General features: G+C 63.9%; 18 protein-coding genes. 7 read left to right on the top strand and 11 right to left on the bottom strand.

The window, feature by feature from the left end; genetic code table 11:
* Positions 1–102: 102 nt before the first annotated feature.
* On the top strand, positions 103–354 hold the full coding sequence (locus tag FHS69_RS12180) for a hypothetical protein (protein ID WP_067463448.1): 252 nt from the start codon (positions 103–105) through the stop codon (positions 352–354).
* Positions 355–446: 92 nt separating this feature from the next.
* Here FHS69_RS12180 and FHS69_RS12175 read toward each other — a convergent pair whose 3' ends face one another.
* Together FHS69_RS12175 and FHS69_RS12170 are read right to left on the bottom strand one after the other, a co-directional pair.
* A complete protein-coding gene (locus tag FHS69_RS12175) occupies positions 447–1,421 on the bottom strand; it encodes a serine hydrolase (protein ID WP_224801878.1) in 975 nt (324 codons plus the stop codon).
* A 175-nt stretch (positions 1,422–1,596) separates the two neighbouring features.
* Positions 1,597–2,007 carry a baeRF12 domain-containing protein gene (locus FHS69_RS12170; protein WP_067463454.1) on the bottom strand — a complete coding sequence of 137 codons (411 nt, stop codon included), beginning with the start codon at positions 2,005–2,007 and terminating at the stop codon, positions 1,597–1,599.
* Positions 2,008–2,110: 103 nt separating this feature from the next.
* On the opposite strand from FHS69_RS12170, the gene FHS69_RS12165 reads away from it, so the two are divergent.
* The 4 genes from FHS69_RS12165 (at position 2,111) to FHS69_RS12150 (ending at position 8,139) form a co-directional block, all read left to right on the top strand.
* Positions 2,111–3,460: a phosphotransferase gene (locus FHS69_RS12165; RefSeq protein ID WP_166777891.1), complete on the top strand. Its 1,350-nt coding sequence runs from the start codon at positions 2,111–2,113 to the stop codon at positions 3,458–3,460.
* On the top strand, positions 3,460–4,752 hold the full coding sequence (locus tag FHS69_RS12160; RefSeq protein WP_166777890.1) for an acyl-CoA dehydrogenase family protein: 1,293 nt from the start codon (positions 3,460–3,462) through the stop codon (positions 4,750–4,752). The genes FHS69_RS12165 and FHS69_RS12160 overlap by 1 nt, the downstream gene beginning before the upstream one ends.
* A 92-nt stretch (positions 4,753–4,844) precedes the next feature.
* Positions 4,845–7,082, top strand: coding sequence for a DUF305 domain-containing protein (locus FHS69_RS12155; protein ID WP_166777889.1), 2,238 nt, complete (start codon positions 4,845–4,847; stop codon positions 7,080–7,082).
* A gap of 43 nt (positions 7,083–7,125) precedes the next feature.
* Entirely contained in the window at positions 7,126–8,139 is a 1,014-nt protein-coding gene (locus FHS69_RS12150) for an endonuclease/exonuclease/phosphatase family protein (RefSeq protein WP_166777888.1), read from the top strand.
* A gap of 92 nt (positions 8,140–8,231) precedes the next feature.
* Here the strand turns inward: FHS69_RS12150 and groL are convergent, their stop codons facing one another.
* A complete protein-coding gene (gene groL, locus FHS69_RS12145) occupies positions 8,232–9,881 on the bottom strand; it encodes a chaperonin GroEL (RefSeq protein ID WP_067674651.1) in 1,650 nt (549 codons plus the stop codon).
* Between the two features lie 53 nt (positions 9,882–9,934).
* On the bottom strand, positions 9,935–10,222 hold the full coding sequence (gene groES / locus FHS69_RS12140; protein ID WP_166777887.1) for a co-chaperone GroES: 288 nt from the start codon (positions 10,220–10,222) through the stop codon (positions 9,935–9,937).
* Between the two features lie 222 nt (positions 10,223–10,444).
* On the opposite strand from groES, the gene FHS69_RS12135 reads away from it, so the two are divergent.
* A complete protein-coding gene (locus FHS69_RS12135) occupies positions 10,445–11,278 on the top strand; it encodes a mechanosensitive ion channel family protein (RefSeq protein ID WP_067463474.1) in 834 nt (277 codons plus the stop codon).
* Between the two features lies 1 nt (position 11,279).
* On the opposite strand, the gene FHS69_RS12130 is transcribed toward FHS69_RS12135, so the two are convergent.
* The 7 genes from FHS69_RS12130 to FHS69_RS12100 all read right to left on the bottom strand — a co-directional run bounded on the left by FHS69_RS12130 (position 11,280) and on the right by FHS69_RS12100 (position 16,844).
* Positions 11,280–12,704 (bottom strand): MATE family efflux transporter, encoded by a 1,425-nt coding sequence (locus tag FHS69_RS12130; RefSeq protein ID WP_243844648.1) that lies wholly within the window; start codon positions 12,702–12,704, stop codon positions 11,280–11,282.
* Positions 12,705–12,841: 137 nt separating this feature from the next.
* On the bottom strand, positions 12,842–13,672 hold the full coding sequence (locus tag FHS69_RS12125) for a hypothetical protein (protein ID WP_166777886.1): 831 nt from the start codon (positions 13,670–13,672) through the stop codon (positions 12,842–12,844).
* A 422-nt stretch (positions 13,673–14,094) separates the two neighbouring features.
* Entirely contained in the window at positions 14,095–14,469 is a 375-nt protein-coding gene (gene rplL / locus FHS69_RS12120; RefSeq protein ID WP_067463477.1) for a 50S ribosomal protein L7/L12, read from the bottom strand.
* Between the two features lie 83 nt (positions 14,470–14,552).
* Positions 14,553–15,068 (bottom strand): 50S ribosomal protein L10, encoded by a 516-nt coding sequence (gene rplJ, locus FHS69_RS12115; protein WP_067674662.1) that lies wholly within the window; start codon positions 15,066–15,068, stop codon positions 14,553–14,555.
* 308 nt (positions 15,069–15,376) lie between these two features.
* Entirely contained in the window at positions 15,377–16,105 is a 729-nt protein-coding gene (locus tag FHS69_RS12110) for a hypothetical protein (protein ID WP_166777885.1), read from the bottom strand.
* Complete coding sequence (locus FHS69_RS12105; protein ID WP_166777884.1) at positions 16,102–16,341, bottom strand: helix-turn-helix domain-containing protein; 240 nt, start codon at positions 16,339–16,341, stop codon at positions 16,102–16,104. Before FHS69_RS12105 ends, FHS69_RS12110 begins: the two co-directional genes overlap by 4 nt.
* Positions 16,341–16,844: a DUF2975 domain-containing protein gene (locus FHS69_RS12100; protein ID WP_151884762.1), complete on the bottom strand. Its 504-nt coding sequence runs from the start codon at positions 16,842–16,844 to the stop codon at positions 16,341–16,343. Before FHS69_RS12100 ends, FHS69_RS12105 begins: the two co-directional genes overlap by 1 nt.
* 186 nt (positions 16,845–17,030) lie before the next feature.
* Between FHS69_RS12100 and FHS69_RS12095 the strand changes: the two genes are divergently transcribed.
* Positions 17,031–17,543 carry a YybH family protein gene (locus tag FHS69_RS12095; protein WP_166777883.1) on the top strand — a complete coding sequence of 171 codons (513 nt, stop codon included), beginning with the start codon at positions 17,031–17,033 and terminating at the stop codon, positions 17,541–17,543.
* The last annotated feature ends 28 nt before the right edge of the window (positions 17,544–17,571 follow it).

The following is a 17,571-nucleotide window of genomic DNA, read 5'->3' as shown; positions in this document are numbered from 1 at the left end:
CCGCCATTATTTAGACACCCAGAGGCCCCAATTGGGGGCTCGAGCTGAACGGGCGATTGTCCCGGGAAGCATCCTAAACTCGCTGTTCAAGGATTTAGAACTATGCGCAAGATCGCTCTTTTCGCTGCTGCTTCGGCTGCTGCCCTGACCCTCGCTGCTTGCTCGGAAGCTACCCAGGACGCTGCTGAAGCGACCGGCGAAGAAATGGCTGCAGACGCTGAAGCCAACATGGAAGCTGTTGAAGCGACCGCCGACGAAGCAATGGCTGACGTTGCTGCTGAAGCCGACGAAGCTACCGCTGAAGTCGAAGCAGCCGTCGAAGGCGAAACCGTCGAAGAAGCTGCTGCCGAGTAATCGCGCACGCTTCGCGAACGGTTTGCGTTCACGAAAAGAAAGGGCGGTGCCTCGCGGCGCCGCCCTTTTTCTATGCCGGAAGGCGGAAGCGTTTATTCGCCGCCATATTCCGCATTGGCCCAGTTGCGACCTTCGTCGAGCGGTCGACCGAAGCCCGAATAGAGCGCCTGGGTGATCGTCGAGATCCGCGCGTCGCGATTTGCACGTGCCTCGAGCTTCTGCCCGCGGCTGCCATTCTCGATCGCCATCGAGGGGCTCTGGCCGGTGACATAGATCGCCGCAGCAATCGCCCGCCCGTCGGGCGTGTGGAAGATGCCGATGTCGCTGGCGGTGCGCGCGAGCGTTCCGGTCTTGTGCGCCAGATTGGCACTCAGCGGCAGCGCGGAGCGCATGCGCCTCTTGCCGGTGGTGGTCTCTTCCATCGCGTCGAGCAGCACGCGGCGCGAATAATCGCTCAGCCATTTGCCCTGGTAGATACCCGCGAGCAGCTGGCCCATCGCGCGCGGGGTCGCACTGTCCTTGGTATCGACGCTCCACGCAGGATCGATCCGGCCGTCCTCGCGGATCAGCGTCGCGATATCGCGTGATAGCTGGAAGCCCTCGATACCGGCCTCCTGCATCCATTTGTTGACCGCGCGCGGGCCGCCTACGGCATTCAGCAGCGCATCGGTACAATCGTTGCAGCTCTTGCTGATCATCAGGCTGAGGTGACGGTGCGCGGGCATGTAGGCGCCGCCCGGCCGCGGTAGTCGAAATTCGCTGGTCAGGCTCCACTTTCCGGCATCGACCCCGGCAAGGAAAGTTGCGGCAATCGCGACCTTGCTGGTGCTCGCCATGGGAAAGCGCTGGTCGGCCAGAACGCCGATTTCGCGTCCCGTCGCAAGATCGATCGCATAGACGCCGATGCGGCCGTTGGACCCGTCGGCAAGTTGCGCGATCTGTCGTTCGAGCGGCGTCGAATAGACCGCGTCATAGCTCTGCGGTGTCCGCACCTCGGTGCCGAGCACCGTATCGAACTGCGACTCGAAACCCAGGTTCTGTGCCAGCGCGGGCGTGGCCAAAGCCATTGTCCCGATCGCCAGCAGTCTGCCAAAAAATCGTTTGCCCATGCCGACCCTGTACACGTGATGTGGTTAGACGAAGCTTAACGGCTATCCCCAGGGTCGGCACAAGCATGGCGCGACGAAAAGTGTTTCGAGCGCGACAGATTCGCCAAATGTGGCGGAACTAAAGCATCTCGGCCTATTCGGCCTTTGCGATTACCTGCTCGATCTTGTCGGTCGGTTCGCCGGTCACGGTCTTGTCGATCTCTCCCACCAGCCGTTTCTCCAGCTCGCCATGATAGTGGCGGCGCATTTCGCCCAAGGTCTTGGGATCGGCGATAACGAGCAGGTCGGAGATATCGCCCGCCACCGCCTTGGCGTTGAGCCATTCGGCCGCCGCGGCGCCGTGTGCAAGCTCGTCGAGATCGGTCCGGCCCAATGCCTGGCTGACCGAATCCTGGTGCTTTACGCCGGCACTGTAATTGGTGGCGTCGAGGTCGGGTTTGGTCGCATTTTCGAGCTTGGGTTCGAAGGGTTGCCCGGTGTTGCGCATGACGATGAAGTTCTCGCCATCGACGATCGCGACATGGGCGTTGTGGGGAAGGCGCATGGATGGGTCTCCTCGTTTCTTATCCGTTGGCGATTCCAACGTGTCAGACCCGAATGAGGTCCGGGCTTGAGCGATCGCATGTTTGTCTGCACAAATAGGTTGCATGGGAGAGACTGAAAGCGCGCAGGCGCTCGAACAGGGGTTGGCGAGCGCGCTCGCAAGGGTCGGCAGGCCGGCACCCGAAGGCGTGCACCGATTGACCGGCGGAGCCACGATGGAGAGCTGGCGGTTGACCAGCGGGGACGAGGACTTGGTTCTCCGGCGCGCGCCGAGCCTCTCTTTCATGGAAGGGCGCCCCTTCGGCCACGACAGCGAGGCGGCGATCATCCGCGCCGCGCATGCTGCCGGGGTGACCGCTCCCGAGATACTGGTCGAACTGGAACCGGACGATGGCATCGGCAGCGGTTTCGTCATGCGCGCGCTGCCCGGCACCCCCGATCCGCGCGCCATTCTCGAAATGGACCGGCCAGACGAATTGCTTCGCGAAGTCGCGCGCGATCTGGCAAACATCCATTCGCTGTCGCGCGCCGACCTGCCGGGCGATGTCCCCGAGATGGACTATGGCGAAGCGGTCGACGGGCTGGCGCAGCAGTTCGAGGATGCGGGTGCGGACCGGCCGATCATCGCGCTCGGCCTGCGCTGGTTGCGCGACAATCTCCCCGAACCCGTCGCCCCGGTGCTGAACCATGGCGACTATCGGCTCGGGAATTTGCTGGCTCAGGATTCGCGCCTCACCGGCGTGCTCGACTGGGAGCTGGCGCATTTCGGCGACCGGCACGAGGATCTGGCATTCGGCTGCATGGCGGTGTGGCGCTTCGCCCGCGTGGACCGCCCCGCACTGGGCCTCGGTTCGCTCGAGGATTACGTCGCTGCCTATGAAGCCGAAAGCGGCGCAAGCGTCGACGCGACGCGGTTCCGCTTCTGGCTGGTCTATCGCACCGTCTGGTGGGCTCTGGGCTGCCTGCGGATGGCCGCCTTCTGGCGCAGCGGCGACGATCGCATGCTCGAACGCGTGGTTATCTCGCGGCGGACCAGCGAACAGGAACTCGACCTGCTGCTGTTGCTCGAAGAGGATGCGCCCGAGGGTGAGCAGGCCCGCGCGATGCCCCCGGTGGAGCCCGCGCCCGAACCGCTCGGAGAAGCCAGCGCGGGCGAGATTGCCACTGCGATCGGCGAATGGCTGGCTACGGTGAAGGACCGCATGGAGGGGCACGACCGCTTCCAGTTGGCGGTCGCGCGCAACGCGCTGGGCATGCTGGCGCGCAACGACGCGGCTGGCTGCGATGCGGAGGATGCCCTGCTCGCGCAGGACCTGCTCGAGGGTCGCGTCACGCTGGAGACGCCGGGACTGCTGGCGACACTGCGCCGTGCCGCGCTCGACAAGCTGGCCGCCGACGTGCCGAAATACCCGATGCTGTTGCGCGCGCGGGACAAATGGACGGGAGAGGATTGATGGATTTCGCGATACCGCAGGATCTCGAGGATTATTACGCCGAGCTCGAAGCCTTCATCGAGAACACGATCGAGCCGATGGTGGCGAAGGACGACAATATCCGCTTCTTCGACCATCGGCGCGAAGACGCGCGTACCGATTGGGAGCGCGGCGGCCTGCCCAGCCACGAATGGGAAGACCTGCTGCGCGAATGCCGCAAGGCGGCAGACGCAGCGGGACACTGGCGTTTCTCGGCGCCGAAGAAATATAACGGCAGGGATGGCTCGAACCTGTGGATGGCCGTGATCCGCGACCGCTTTGCACAGCGCGGCCTCGGCCTGCACAATGATCTGCAGAACGAACATTCGATCGTCGGCAATTTCCCCTTCGTCGCGATGTTCGAGACCTTCGGCACCGAAGAGCAGAAGCAGGAATTTATCGCGGGCGGCTTCGAGGGCACGCGCCGCGTGGCCTTCGGGCTGACCGAGCCCGATCACGGTTCCGACGCCACATGGATGGAAACCACGGCGGTCCGCGAAACGCGCGACGGGGTCGATGGCTGGCGCATCAACGGCGAGAAGATGTGGATCACCGGCATGCATGTCGCCACGCATTGCGCGATGTTCGCGCGCACTGGCGGGGAGAATGGCGATGCCAGCGGGATCACCTGTTTCCTCGTCCCCAATCCCACCCCCGGGCTCGAGATCGAGGAATGGATGTGGACCTTCAACATGCCCACCGATCACCCGCGGCTGTCGGTGAACAATGTCTGGGTGCCCGACGAGGCAATTCTGGGTGTCGAAGGACGCGGGCTCGCGCTGGCGCAAAGCTTCGTCCACCAGAACCGCATCCGCCAGGCGGCCTCATCGCTCGGCGCAGCGCAATATTGCGTCGAGCAGAGCGTCGAATATGCGCGCACCCGCAAGCCCTTCGGCGAGGAACTGGCGCGCAACCAGGCGATCCAGTTCCCGCTGGTCGAGCTGGCGACGCAATGCGAAATGCTGCGGCTGCTGATTTACAAGACCGCCTGGGACATGGACAACATGCCGCATGAAGAGATCGAGAAGACGATCTCCGACAAGGTGTCGATGTGCAATTACTGGGCGAACCGGCTGGTGTGCGAGGCCGCCGACCGGGCGATGCAGGTGCATGGCGGGATCGGCTATTCGCGGCACAAGCCGTTCGAGCACATCTATCGCCACCACCGCCGCTACCGCATCACCGAGGGCGCGGAGGAAATCCAGATGCGCAAGGTCGGGGCCTATCTGTTCGGCTATCTCGGGCCGCGACGGGGCAAATTCGCGCGTAGCTGACGGACCGCCCGTGGTCGTTGGTGGAATTGGCGCTTGACCCCTGGTCCCGCGCACGGCCTTGTGTGCGCGAGGAAAATTTGGGGACTGCCAATATGACCAAGAGTTTTCGGGTGCTGGCCACCGGCCTGCTTCTGTCCACCGCCAGTGCCGCGATCGCGCAGCAGGCACCGATCGTGCTGCCGGGCGCGCCGGGCGCGCAATCGCGCGTGATCGACGAGGACGAGGCCATCCGCCTGTCCGACACGCGCTATTCTCCGGCCGATGTGAAGTTCATGCAGGATATGATCGTCCATCACCTGCAGGCGGTGGAAATGGCGGCACTCGTGAACGAGCGGACCAGCAATGACGCGGTGCGCTCCATCGCCGACCGGATCGACGGCTCGCAGGCCGACGAGGTCGCTTTCATGCGCGGCTGGCTCGAAGCGCGGGGCGAGGCTACGGGCGGCCAGCCGAAGTCGCATCACGCGGGGATGAACCATGCTGCGATGGATCATAGCGCGCATCACGCGATGATGGGGATGGCGTCGCCGGCGCAGATGGAAGCGCTGGCCGAAGCGCAGGGGACCGAGTTCGACCGCCAGTTCCTGACGCTGATGATCCGCCACCACCAGGGCGCGATCGAGATGGTCGAGGAACTGCATCGCCAGCCGGGCAGCGCCTACGATCCGGTCATGTTCGAGTTCACCAACGACATCGTTGCCGACCAGGAAACCGAAATCGAGCGGATGAACGTGCTGTTGTCGCAATTGTCGAGCGATCCGCGCGTCGGCCTGGCCGCCGGTTTCCGCGATGCGGGCGAGGCAATCAGCAATCTGCGCAAGGTCGCCGCTCTGCCCAAGCCGACGGGCTTCTTCGATCCGCAGAACCCCGCGCAGCTCCAGCCCGCGATCGAGGATGAGGACACCGCCGCCGATGAGGACGACAGCGCGACCGGGCGCGGCGAGGAAGGCGAAGACGGCGAGGAGGAAGACCGTTTCGGCCAGCGTTCCTCGCTGCTGAGCTTCGCCAATACCGACATGGCCTTCTCGGGCGACCTGCTGGTCGCCGGCAGCTATCACGGCTTCAATGCCTATCGCCTCGGCGAGGACGGCATGCCGAACCTCGTCAGCTCGGTCGTCTGTCCCGGCGGGCAGGGCGACGTGTCGATCGTCGGCGACCTGCTGTTCATGAGCGTGCAGGACAGCCGCGCGCGCGTCGATTGCGGGCTGGGCGGGGTAGCCGAGCGCGTCAGCGAGGAGCGGTTCCGTGGCCTGCGCATCTTCGACATTTCCGATATCGCCCGTCCGGTGCAGGTCGGCCAGGTGCAGACCTGCCGCGGCAGCCACACGCATTCGGTGGTGAGCGCGGACGACACGCGCATCGTGGTCTACAATTCAGGCACCTCCTACGTGCGTCCCAACGAGGAACTGGCAGGCTGTTTCGAAACCGGCGGCGACAACACCGCGCTGTTCAGCATCGACGTGATCGAAGTGCCGCTGGCGAACCCCGCCGCATCGCAGATCACCTCGTCCGCGCGCGTCTTTGCCGAGGATGAACGGATTGCCGGCCTGTGGCTCGGCGGCGACCACGGCGAAGGTACGCAGGACACGAACATCACCGATCACTGCCACGACATCACCGTCTTCCCGGCCAAGGGGATCGCGGCCGGGGCATGTTCGGGCAACGGCATCGTGCTCGACATTTCCGATCCGCTGCAGCCCACGCGGATCGACGACGTGACCGAGACCGGTTTCGCCTATTGGCATTCGGCCACCTTCAACAACGATGGCACGAAGGTGCTGTTCACCGATGAATGGGGTGGGGGCGGACGCCCGCGTTGCCAGGCGGGTGACCCGATGGACTGGGGCGCCAACGCGATCTACGAACTCAAGGACGGCAAGCTCGAATTCAGCAGCCTCTACAAGATCCCCGCGCCGCAGACCGACAAGGAGAACTGCGTCGCGCACAACGGGTCGATCATACCGGTGCCGGGACGCGATATCTTCGTCCAGGCGTGGTACCAGGGGGGCATTTCGGTGATCGATTTCACCGATGCGAAGAACCCTGTCGAAATCGCCTATTTCGACCGCGGGCCGGTGGACGAGGAGCAGTTGGTCACCGGTGGTTACTGGAGCGCCTACTGGTACAATGGCCGCATTTACGCGACCGAAATCACCCGCGGGCTCGACGTCTTCGCGCTGGAGCCGAGCGAATTCCTCACGCCCGAGGAAATCGCCGCCGCCGAGGGTGCGCAATATCCCGACGGGCTGTTCAACCCGCAGACGCAGACGCAGGTGACCTGGCCCGACGATCTCGCCCGCGCGGCGGAAGACAGCCGCAAGGGTGGCTGATCGCCAAACGAGGCTGCGGCCCGAACCGGCAGGGGGGTGAGCGATGCGCGTACGGAACGTAACCAGCGTCATTGCGGTCGCGCTCCTGGCTCTGCTGGTGGTGGCGGCGCTCGTCTCGCTGCTCGATACCAACCGCGGTTCGGTGCGCATGCTCGACATGCTGCGCGAGCCCTCGATCTATCTCGCCGCAGGCCTCGCCATCGTGGGTATCGTGCTGGCGCGCGATCGCCGCTGGCTGGTCCTCGGGCTCGCCACTCTCGCCATCGGGATCAATCTCTTCCGGCTATGGCCCTATACCGTGCTTGCCGCGCCACAAGTTCCGTTGCCCGACGAGGTGGACGGGATGAGCTGCGCCAGCGTGCTGTCCTTCAACGTCCTGCAGGACAACGCGCGCCATGCCGACACCGCTGCGCTGATCGAGCGGGTCGACCCCGATATCCTGCTGCTGATGGAAACCGATCGGCGCTGGGTGGAGGCGCTGGAGCCGCAACTGGCGGGCTATGGCTATCGGCTGGAGCGTCCGCTCGACAACACCTATGGCATGGTCTTCGCCACCCGGCTCGAGGTCGATCGCGCGGCCATGCCGATCGATGACGAGGCGCAGACGCCGACGCTCTATGCCACGCTGCGCATGGGTGACGGGGCGCGTTTCGAAGTGATCGGCCTGCACCCGCGTCCGCCACTGCCCGGCGAAAGCACAGCGACCCGCGACGAGAACATTGCCCGGGCGGGAGCTCTCACACCCGACGGCCTGTCGAACGTGCTGGCGATCGGCGATTTCAACGATGTTCCATGGTCGAAGACCACCTCGCGCTTCATTCGCGAGGGCGGCTATCGTGATCCGCGTGCCGGACGCGGCAGCTTCGCCACATTCCCGGCGGACTATGCCTGGATCGGCTGGCCGCTCGATCAGATATTCGTGAAGGACGGGGTCAAGGTCGACCGGCTCGAGATCGGGCCCGACATCGGCTCCGATCATCTCCCGCTGATCGCCCGTGTCTGCGTCGATCCCGCCTCGCGCGACGCCGATACTGCCCGCCGGTTCGCCCCGCGCTGATCCGCCGGCCGGCAAGGCTTTCGCACCGAACAAAGAAAAGGCCCGGCAGGATCGCTCCTGCCGGGCCCCATTCCTTGGGTAGGGTGGTGAGCTTAGAAGCCCATGCCGCCCATACCGCCCATGCCGCCCATGTCGGGCATCGCCGGAGCGGCAGCCTTGTCTTCGGGCTTCTCGACGATCGCGGCCTCGGTCGTGATCAGCAGGCCAGCCACCGAAGCGGCGTCCTGCAGCGCGGTGCGCACGACCTTGGTCGGGTCGATGACGCCGGCCTTCACCAGGTCTTCATAGGTGTCGGTCGCAGCGTTGAAGCCGAGCGAGGTGTCGTTGGCGTCGGTCAGCTTGCCAGCAACCACCGCACCGTCATGGCCGGCGTTGGTAGCGATCTGGCGAACGGGGGCCTGCAGCGCACGACGGATGATGTCGATGCCGCGGGTCTGGTCGTCATTGCTGCCTTCGAGGCCTTCGAGAGCCTTGGTCGCGTAGAGCAGCGCAGTACCGCCGCCCGGGACGATGCCTTCTTCGACAGCTGCGCGGGTTGCGTGCAGCGCGTCGTCGACGCGGTCCTTGCGCTCCTTCACTTCGACTTCGGTCGCACCGCCGACCTTGATCACGGCAACGCCGCCGGCGAGCTTCGCCAGACGTTCTTGCAGCTTTTCACGGTCGTAGTCGCTCGACGTGTTGTCGATCTGCGTACGGATCTCCGAAACGCGCGCCTTGATGTCGGCTTCCGAACCGGCACCGTCGACGATGGTGGTGTTGTCCTTGTCGATGGTGACGCGCTTGGCTTCACCGAGCATGCCCAGCGTGACGTTCTCGAGCTTGATGCCGAGATCTTCGCTGATCATTTCGCCCTGCGTCAGGATCGCGATGTCCTGCAGCATGGCCTTGCGGCGATCGCCGAAGCCCGGAGCCTTGACCGCTGCGACCTTGAGGCCGCCGCGCAGCTTGTTGACCACGAGGGTCGCCAGCGCTTCGCCTTCGATGTCTTCCGCAATGATCAGCAGCGGGCGACCGCTCTGAACCGCCGCTTCGAGCACCGGCAGCATTGCCTGCAGGTTCGACAGTTTCTTTTCGTGGATCAGGATGTACGGGTTTTCGAGTTCGACCGTCATCTTGTCCGGGTTGGTGATGAAGTAGGGCGACAGGTAGCCGCGGTCGAACTGCATGCCTTCGACGGTTTCGAGTTCGAATTCGAGACCCTTCGATTCGTCGACGGTGATCACGCCTTCCTTGCCGACCTTTTCCATGGCTTCGGCGATCTTTTCGCCGACTTCACGGTCGCCATTGGCGGAGATCACGCCGACCTGGGCGATCTCTTCGCTGCCCGAGACGTCCTTCGAACGGCCCTTGAGGTCTTCGACGACCTTGGTCACGGCGAGATCGATGCCGCGCTTGAGGTCCATCGGGTTCATGCCCGCGGCGACCGACTTCATGCCTTCGGTCACGATCGACTGTGCCAGCACGGTGGCAGTGGTGGTGCCGTCACCGGCGGCGTCGTTCGCCTTCGATGCGACTTCCTTGATCATCTGCGCGCCCATGTTCTCGAACTTGTCCTTGAGTTCGATTTCCTTGGCGACGGTGACGCCGTCCTTGGTGATGCGCGGGGCGCCGAAGCTCTTGTCGATCACGACGTTGCGGCCCTTGGGGCCCAGCGTGACCTTGACGGCATTGGCGAGGGTATCGACGCCGCGCAGGATTCCTTCGCGCGCGTCGCGGCCGAACTTTACGTCCTTGGCTGCCATTGGTGTTTCTCCTGGAATTTACGTGTCTGGTGGATAGCGTCAGGATCCGGCGATCAGCCGATGATCCCCATGATGTCGCTTTCCTTCATGATCAGCAGGTCTTCGCCATCGAGCTTGACCTCGGTGCCCGACCACTTGCCGAACAGGATGCGGTCGCCAGCCTTGACGTCGAGCGCGATGCGGTCGCCGCCTTCGTTGCGGGCGCCTTCACCGACGGCGACGATCTCGCCTTCGCTCGGCTTTTCCTTGGCGCTGTCGGGAATGATGATCCCGCCGGCGGTCTTTTCCTCGGCTTCGATGCGACGGACCAGTACGCGGTCGTGCAGCGGACGAAATGCCATGATGATGACCTCTCTTCTAAGAAGGTGAAACATGCGTTGGCACTCGCTCCTCGAGAGTGCCAGCGGGCGTCATTTGGGGACGGGGCCGAAACGAGTCAACGGGTCGTCCGACAAAAAATTGAACCGATCGATCGTTGCTGCGTTGGGGGTGGCACGGAGCGCGGCTGCATACCATGTGGCCGCGCTCAATCTTCCTGACAACGGCACGAGGGCCACTGTTGCATGACCACCGACCAGACCATTTCTGCGCTGACGATTCCCGAACAGATCTGGCTGTGGTTGCGGTTGCACATGATGGACATCGCCGGTGCCTTCGCGGTGCTGGTGATCGGCCTGCTGCTGGCGGGCATCATCTCGCGCTGGGTCGACCGGGCGATGACCCGTTCGTCGCGGTTCGAGCCAACGGTGGCCAACTTCCTGTCGAGCCTCGTCAAATACGCCTTGTGGGCGCTGGTCCTCGTCACCGTTCTGGGACAGTTCGGCGTACAGACCACCAGCATCCTTGCCGCGCTTGGAGGTATGGCGCTGGCGGTCGGCCTCGCCTTGCAGGGCACGCTCAGCAACGTCGCCTCGGGCGTGATGATCCTGGTGCAGAAGCCGTTCAAGGTGGGTGAGGCGATCAACGCGGGTTCGGTAACCGGCACGGTCCAGCAGATCGGCCTGTTCACGACCGAACTCAAGCAGTTCGACGGGCTGTTCGTGATGGTGCCCAATTCCGAATTGTGGAACCAGGCGATCGTCAATTACAACCGTCATCCGACGCGGCGGCTCGAACTGGTCGTGGGCATTGCCTATGGCGACAGCATGGCGCGCGCCAGGGAAGAGCTGCTCAAGCTGGCGCTTACCGACGACCGCGTGCTCGACGATCCCGAGCCGGTAACGTTTGTCAGCTCGCTCGACGACAGCTCGGTCGGCATTGGAATGCGCGTGTGGTGCAGTACGCCGGATTATCTTGGCCTGTCGTGGGACATGACCGAAGCGGTCAAGGCGCGCTTCGACGATGTCGGCATCTCGATCCCGTTCCCGCAGCGCGAGATCGTGCAGCGCGCGGCCTGAACTAGGCCTTGGCCTCGCGCCGGGTGAGGCCGAGCGCCTCGCGCCGGTGCCAACGCCAGCCGAGCAGCGCCGCCGCCACTGTCAGCCCGGTGGCAAGCCCCATCCACACGCCCACGCCTTCGAGCGGGGTGTAGAAACCCAGTGCCAGCGCGGTGCCGATGCCGGGCACCCAATAGGCGAAGGCAGCGATCCACATCGGGATGCGCGTATCCTGCAAGCCGCGCAGCGCGCCCGCGGCGACCGCCTGCATGCCGTCGAACAGCTGGAAGGCGGCGGCGATGACGATATATTGCAGTGCGAAGCCCACCAGCACCGCGTTCTTCGGGTCCCACGGATCGACATAGATTGCGATCAGCGGCTTGGGGATCACGATCATCAGCAGCGCGGTGAACGCCATGAAGCCAGTACCGACGACGATGGCGGTCCAACCCGCCCGCTTCATCCCGTCGGGATCGCGCGCGCCGTAGAAATAGCCGACCCGGATCGTCGCCGCCTGGCCCACGCCGAAGGGCACCTGGAAGGCCAGCGCGGCGATCTGCAGCGCGACCGTATGCGCGGCGAGCTGGCTGGCGCCGATATTGCCCATCAGGAATGCGGCCGCGCCAAAGATGCCCGCCTCGGCGGTGATGGTCAGTGCGATCGGCGTGCCGATCCGGACGATATGCAGCAATCGCGGCCAGTCGGGCGACCACCAGCGCCCGAAGACGCGATAGCGGTGCAGCTTGGGGTCGAGCCTGATCGCCGCGACATAGGCCGCTAGCGTGGTCAGCGTGGTGAGGATCGTCGCCACGGCGGCACCCTGCAGACCCAGTTCGGGGGCGCCGAGATTGCCGAAGATGAAGGCGTAATTGGCCAGCGCGTTGACGAAGATTCCGCCCGCGGTAATCGCAGTGGCGAAGATCGGTCGGTCGAGCGTCGAGACGAAGCTGCGCAGCACATTGTTGAACAGCATCGGGACGAGGCTGAGCACCAGCAGCGAATTGTATTCGATTGCCAAGGCGGTGATTTGCGCCTGTTGCCCGGTCACATGCATCAGCGGGCCGAGCAGCAGGCAAATGCCGATCCCTGCAACGCCCGAAAAGACCGCCAGCCATAGCGCCATGCGGACCGAGCGGCGCACCGGACGCAGCGCGGGCGCGCGCTCGCCCAGTTCGGCCGCCGCGACCGGCGCGACCGCACCGGTCAGGCCGGATAGCGCCCACAGGACGAGGCCGAACAGCGCAATTGCGAGTGCGGAGGCTGCGAGCTGGTCCTCGCCCAGCCGGGCGATAAAGATGACGTCGATCGCATAGGTGAGCATCTGCAGCAGGTTCGCTGCCGCCAGCGGCCAGCTCAGCCGCAGCGTCGCGCCCAGTTCGGCGCGCCAGCCGTCACCGCCCGGATCCGCAATGGGGGGCGTGGGCTCCATGGCGGTCTCGTGCGACATGCAGCCGGACCGGATAGGGGAGGGTGGTGGCGCAACCAACCCGCCATATCGGCCGCGGCACCGTTTCGTGGCGTGGCGCGGCACGAAGGGCACACTAGCACGGCTTCAGGACTGCCTTGGGAGGGTGGAGGAAGGCTTCAGTCGTCGCGAGGGTCGGTGGATGGATCGACCCCCGCCGTCATTTCGGCGACGATCCGGCTGATCTGTTCGCGAGCCCCGGCGTTGCCGCGGCTCGCATAAAGGCCTCGAAGCAAAGCGAGGTCGTAATCGGTCAGGCCAAATCGTTCGACCTCGCGCCGTTCGGTATCGAACATGGCGAGCACCGAGCCCGAGGGCCATGGCCCTTGCATTTCGGGAGCTGAAAGCGAAACCATCGCGAGATAGTCGGTCAATTCGCCGATCTGGAATTCGCCGATCTGTTCATGGTCCACGATAACGATGAGCGTCTGGAAGTTCGCCTGTCCTGCCTTGCTCAGGCGGGAGTTGGGCGCCGCACATCCTGCGGAGCAAAAATCGGTGACCGTCAGCCAGCGCACCGGCCGACCGGTCTCACGGAACTGCCGCCATCGGGCATAGCCATCCTGTTTCAGCTTAATGCGATCACTATCGGTCAGCGACTTGGCGAGCGTAGCCGCATCGAGGGCGAAGGCGATCAGCAAAGTCGTATTGCATTGATCGTCTGCTGCGCGGAGCCCGACATCCTCCGCCAGTTTCGCGATCCGCTCGCGGATGAAGCGAGCCTCTTCATCGCGCACACCCATGATTTTCGGACAGACGCGGTGGTTCCACCGCGCAAGCTGGTCGGACTTTGCGGGTTCGAGAATTTGCTCAGTGAAGCGGCGCAAAACCTTGGCGTCTTCGGGTGTGGAAACGCGATTGCCGCTCACAATGATCTGTTCTTGTCGTGAAGTGTCGGAATCCGTCGGCTTGAATTCCTGAGCAATGGCTCCGCTGGCAATCAGCAACATGAGGGCAGGAAAAAGTAACGGCCTGATCATGAGAAAGGCGTATCGCGTTTCAGAGTATTGGTCAAAAGACCATTATTTGCGCAATTACGGTTACACGGAACAATCGGGATCAGCGTGTCCGGCGACTGATAGCAAGCGACTGTGATGGTTTGCTCGGGCACTCCGAATGAGGCAGCAGCTCTCAATACGGTGACGTATCGCCCCCTTCCGCACAAAAGGAGCACGCCTTCGATGAGAGGCTCGGTGCGATCCAGTATCTGTGCATCGCGATGGTGCTGGTCGGTGCGGTCGGGTTGCGCATCACGGGCAATGCGTGAGCGCCTGCGTCCGGCGCTACGAAAAAGGGCGGCGCCTTGCGGCACCGCCCTTCGTCTGATCTCGCGAAACGAGATCGAAGCGTAAGCGCCCAAACGGGCAGTTGCTTACTTGAGCTCGACGGTACCGCCGGCGGCTTCGATCTTGCCCTTGATTTCTTCGGCTTCCGCCTTGTTGACGCCTTCCTTGAGCGGCTTGGGCGCGCCTTCGACGAGAGCCTTGGCTTCCGAGAGGCCCAGGCCGGTGATGGCGCGGACTTCCTTGATGACCTGGATCTTCTTGCCACCGTCGCCGGTCAGGACGACGTCGAATTCGTCCTTTTCTTCGGCTGCGGGGGCATCGCCACCACCGGCGGGACCGGCAACGGCAACGGCAGCGGCGGCGCTCACGCCCCACTCTTCTTCAAGCGCCTTGGCAAGCTCAGCGGCTTCCATGACGGTCAGCTTCGACAGTTCTTCAACAAGCTTGGCGATATCGGCCATGATGTTTCACTCCAAATATAAGGCCGGGGTGTCCTGATGGACGACTGCCCCGATGAATATGTGTTCGTACGTCGAACCGGCTCTTACGCGGCTTCCTTGGCGCCATAGGCACCGAAAACGCGTGCGAGCTGCGACGTGGGTTCCTTGATCGTGCGGACAACCTTGGTTGCCGGCGCGTTGACGAGGCCCACGATCGTGCCACGAAGTTCGTCGAGGCTGGGCATCGCGGCAAGTGCCTTGACCCCTGCTTCGTCGAGCTTCTGCGCGCCCATCGAACCACCGACGATTTCGATCTTGTCGGTGGTCTTGGCGAACTCCACCACGGCCTTGGCCGCGGCAACCGGATCCTCGGAATAACCAAGGGCGGTCGGACCGGTCAGGTACTCGTCGAGACCTGCGTAGTCGGTGTCCTTCAGGGCGAGCTTGGCAAGACGGTTCTTCGCAACCTTGTAGGTCGCACCGGCTTCGCGCATCTTCGAGCGCAGCTCGGTCGACTGCTCGACCGAGAGCCCCAGATTGCGGGTGACAACCACCACGCCGGACTGGGCGAAGACTTCGCTGAGCTGGGCAACCGCATCGGCTTTCTGCGAACGATCCATGCCATACTCCTTCACTATGGCCGCGACGGGTAGGCCCGCAGCGACCGGCTACGTTTGTCCATGCTGCACATGGCAACACGGGCGAGTCCGTTGATGGGGAAGGAGTGCGCCTGGCGGTGAAGCATCGGCGCGAAACGGCGATGACTGGCATCGCCGGAAAATCTCTGTTCCCCGCCTAGGCTGGAAATTAAGAAGACCCGATTGCCTTCACCAACTGTCTCGGACGGATGAACGGGCAAACCTGCAAAAAGCCTGCCGTTCGGAGGCGGGCCTCTAAGGATCTGGGCGATTCTGTCAAGCGATTCGCGTCAGGCGCAGTCGGTCGTGGCGCTATCCCCGATAGGCGCGGGTCGCGTGGCAATGACATATTGCGCCACGATCATCACCAGCGCGAGCCAGGCGGTTACGAAGCTGTCCAGACCGAGCATCGCCCATTTCAGCGCGTCGCTCGCAACGAAGATCGCGCCGATGCCCAGCGCATAGTGCACGATCATGAGCGGCAGCATGGCCGCAATCGGGAAGAGGATGGCGAACAGCGCGTGCGGGGCCATCGTGCGGATCGACTGCTGCGGGCTGATGAATGTGCCGAGCGGCGCCGCGACGACGAAACGCACCACCAGCGGCATGAAAATCAGGCCGAAGACGAAGAAACCGATGCCCATCGGGCCATCGGTCCAGACGAACAGGCTCAGCCATGCGAGCAGCGCCTGCAATGAAAGGACCAGTGCGAACAGGCTTGCAGCACGACCTTCGATACGCGTGGCAAAGTCGCTCGCCCCACCCGAATGCAGCCAGCGGAAGAAGAAGTAGGCGGGCAGGGACAGCGCGATCACCTTGGCGAAGCCGAAATTCAGCCGCTGGGCGTTGTCGGCAGTGGCTTCTGCCGCATCGGGGCTGGCATACATCCCGATCCGCATTTCGACCACGTGCTGGACGAATTCGGCCACCAGCGGCACCGCGGCAACGAGGGGCAGTGCTGCAGCAAATGCCAGGCTGCGCGCATGGACTGTTCGGAACTCGGTCAGGAAAGTGCTCATCGCTCGGGGTCCCCCTGGTTGGAATACTGCAGCAGGTCGCCCGGCTGGCAGTCGAGCTCGCGGCAGATCGCCTCGAGCGTGGTGAAACGGATAGCCTTGGCCTTGCCAGTCTTGAGGATCGACAGATTGGCCAGCGTCAGGCCGATGCGGTCGGACAGTTCGGTCAAGGTCATGCCGCGCTCGCGCAGCAATTCATCGAGCCGCACCTCGATCGGCGGGGGGATGGTGGCTGCCATCAGACCGTCCCCTCGAGGTCTTGCCGCATTGCCGCGCCTTCGCGGAACACATGGGCAAGCACGAACAGCAGGGGTACGGCCACCCAGCCGGTCAGCGACAATGACCAGCCGAAATATTCGCCGCTAGCCTCGCTCGCGCGGATCGATACCCAGCCGTAGACAAGGTCCGCGATGTTGATGGCGAGCAAGGCCCAGCCCATCATGCGCAGCCGAACGGCGTTGGCGGTGGTGAAGGCCATGCCCGCAGCGGCATCGCGGACCAGGGCGACCAGCCGGGTCAGCAACATGTGAACGGCGATGGCGGTCGGCGGCACGATCGACAGGACCGTATAGAGGTACAGGCGCGTGGCCTCGCGCGATGCTTCGCCGCGGCCCGCAAGGATTTCGGCGCGCACCCCGCCTGCATCGGCAAGCAGCAGCGCGAAAAAGCCGGTCAGCACGATCGCCACGATCCAGTTGAGCCAGTTGGCCAGTTTCAGGCCGGTAATGATGGCGGAAAACATCGCTTCGCACTCCCTTATCGAATATCGATATATCGCCCATCAGATTTATCGTCAATCGATAATATCGAGACTCAATAAATCTTGGTTTGCAAACCGTTCGCAGTTTGAGGCATGCCATTGGTGGAAGAAGGGTCGCGTCCTGCGAAGGGCGCGGGCAGCACTGGCGCGGGTCGTAGGAGAACTTGAATGCAGCGCTTTGCGCTAGTGATGGCGGCTGCCTCGCTCGGAGCCTGTTCGGCTCAGGAGGCTGCCGTGCCGCTCGATAGCGAACCGCTTCACGGCGGGGCGTTGACGTCGGGCGATCGCGCCGCGCTGCATGCTCTCGACACCGCCTATGTGAAAGCGTGGCTCGATCCCGACGGCGCGACGCGGTCGGAAGCGCTGCTCTCGCTCTTTGCGCCCGACGTCGTGGTTTATCCGGGACGCGGACGGGCGCCGCTCAACGGGATCGAGGAATTGCGCGCATACTGGTTCGCCGAGGATTTCTCGCCCACCGCGATCGAATATATCGAGCACGAGACGCTGGCGGTCGAAGGCTCGGTGGCGCTGGCGGCGATCACCGGCCACAGCAAGATCGCGTTCGTGTCGAACGGCAGGCGTATCGCGCAAGAGGGTCATTACATAATCCACGCGCGCCCCGACGATGCCGGCTACTGGCGGATCGAGCGCATGATGTGGAGCGCACGGGCGCACGAGTGATCCGTTGCCGCGCGTCCGCCAACCGCTA

It is taken from the genome of Qipengyuania flava, from assembly GCF_011762005.1.
In the GTDB taxonomy this organism is placed as follows: Bacteria; Pseudomonadota; Alphaproteobacteria; order Sphingomonadales; family Sphingomonadaceae; genus Qipengyuania; species Qipengyuania flava.
The sequence above is the reverse complement of the archived record's forward strand: the minus strand, read 5'-3'. Positions and strand labels throughout refer to the sequence as shown.

Coding starts and splice junctions, on each gene's coding strand:
- FHS69_RS12170 (WP_067463454.1), bottom strand. CDS start 2,007: ATGCGCCTTCCCCACAACGCCCATGTCGCGATCGTCGATGGCGAGAAC.
- FHS69_RS12175 (WP_224801878.1), bottom strand. CDS start 1,421: ATGGCTTTGGCCACGCCCGCGCTGGCACAGAACCTGGGTTTCGAGTCG.
- groL (WP_067674651.1), bottom strand. CDS start 9,881: ATGGCAGCCAAGGACGTAAAGTTCGGCCGCGACGCGCGCGAAGGAATC.
- FHS69_RS12130 (WP_243844648.1), bottom strand. CDS start 12,704: ATGTCGCACGAGACCGCCATGGAGCCCACGCCCCCCATTGCGGATCCG.
- rplL (WP_067463477.1), bottom strand. CDS start 14,469: ATGGCCGATATCGCCAAGCTTGTTGAAGAACTGTCGAAGCTGACCGTC.
- FHS69_RS12155 (WP_166777889.1), top strand. CDS start 4,845: ATGACCAAGAGTTTTCGGGTGCTGGCCACCGGCCTGCTTCTGTCCACC.
- rplJ (WP_067674662.1), bottom strand. CDS start 15,068: ATGGATCGTTCGCAGAAAGCCGATGCGGTTGCCCAGCTCAGCGAAGTC.
- FHS69_RS12165 (WP_166777891.1), top strand. CDS start 2,111: ATGGGAGAGACTGAAAGCGCGCAGGCGCTCGAACAGGGGTTGGCGAGC.
- FHS69_RS12105 (WP_166777884.1), bottom strand. CDS start 16,341: ATGGCAGCCACCATCCCCCCGCCGATCGAGGTGCGGCTCGATGAATTG.
- FHS69_RS12180 (WP_067463448.1), top strand. CDS start 103: ATGCGCAAGATCGCTCTTTTCGCTGCTGCTTCGGCTGCTGCCCTGACC.
- FHS69_RS12095 (WP_166777883.1), top strand. CDS start 17,031: ATGCAGCGCTTTGCGCTAGTGATGGCGGCTGCCTCGCTCGGAGCCTGT.
- FHS69_RS12150 (WP_166777888.1), top strand. CDS start 7,126: ATGCGCGTACGGAACGTAACCAGCGTCATTGCGGTCGCGCTCCTGGCT.
- FHS69_RS12100 (WP_151884762.1), bottom strand. CDS start 16,844: ATGTTTTCCGCCATCATTACCGGCCTGAAACTGGCCAACTGGCTCAAC.
- FHS69_RS12125 (WP_166777886.1), bottom strand. CDS start 13,672: ATGTTGCTGATTGCCAGCGGAGCCATTGCTCAGGAATTCAAGCCGACG.
- groES (WP_166777887.1), bottom strand. CDS start 10,222: ATGGCATTTCGTCCGCTGCACGACCGCGTACTGGTCCGTCGCATCGAA.
- FHS69_RS12160 (WP_166777890.1), top strand. CDS start 3,460: ATGGATTTCGCGATACCGCAGGATCTCGAGGATTATTACGCCGAGCTC.
- FHS69_RS12135 (WP_067463474.1), top strand. CDS start 10,445: ATGACCACCGACCAGACCATTTCTGCGCTGACGATTCCCGAACAGATC.
- FHS69_RS12110 (WP_166777885.1), bottom strand. CDS start 16,105: ATGAGCACTTTCCTGACCGAGTTCCGAACAGTCCATGCGCGCAGCCTG.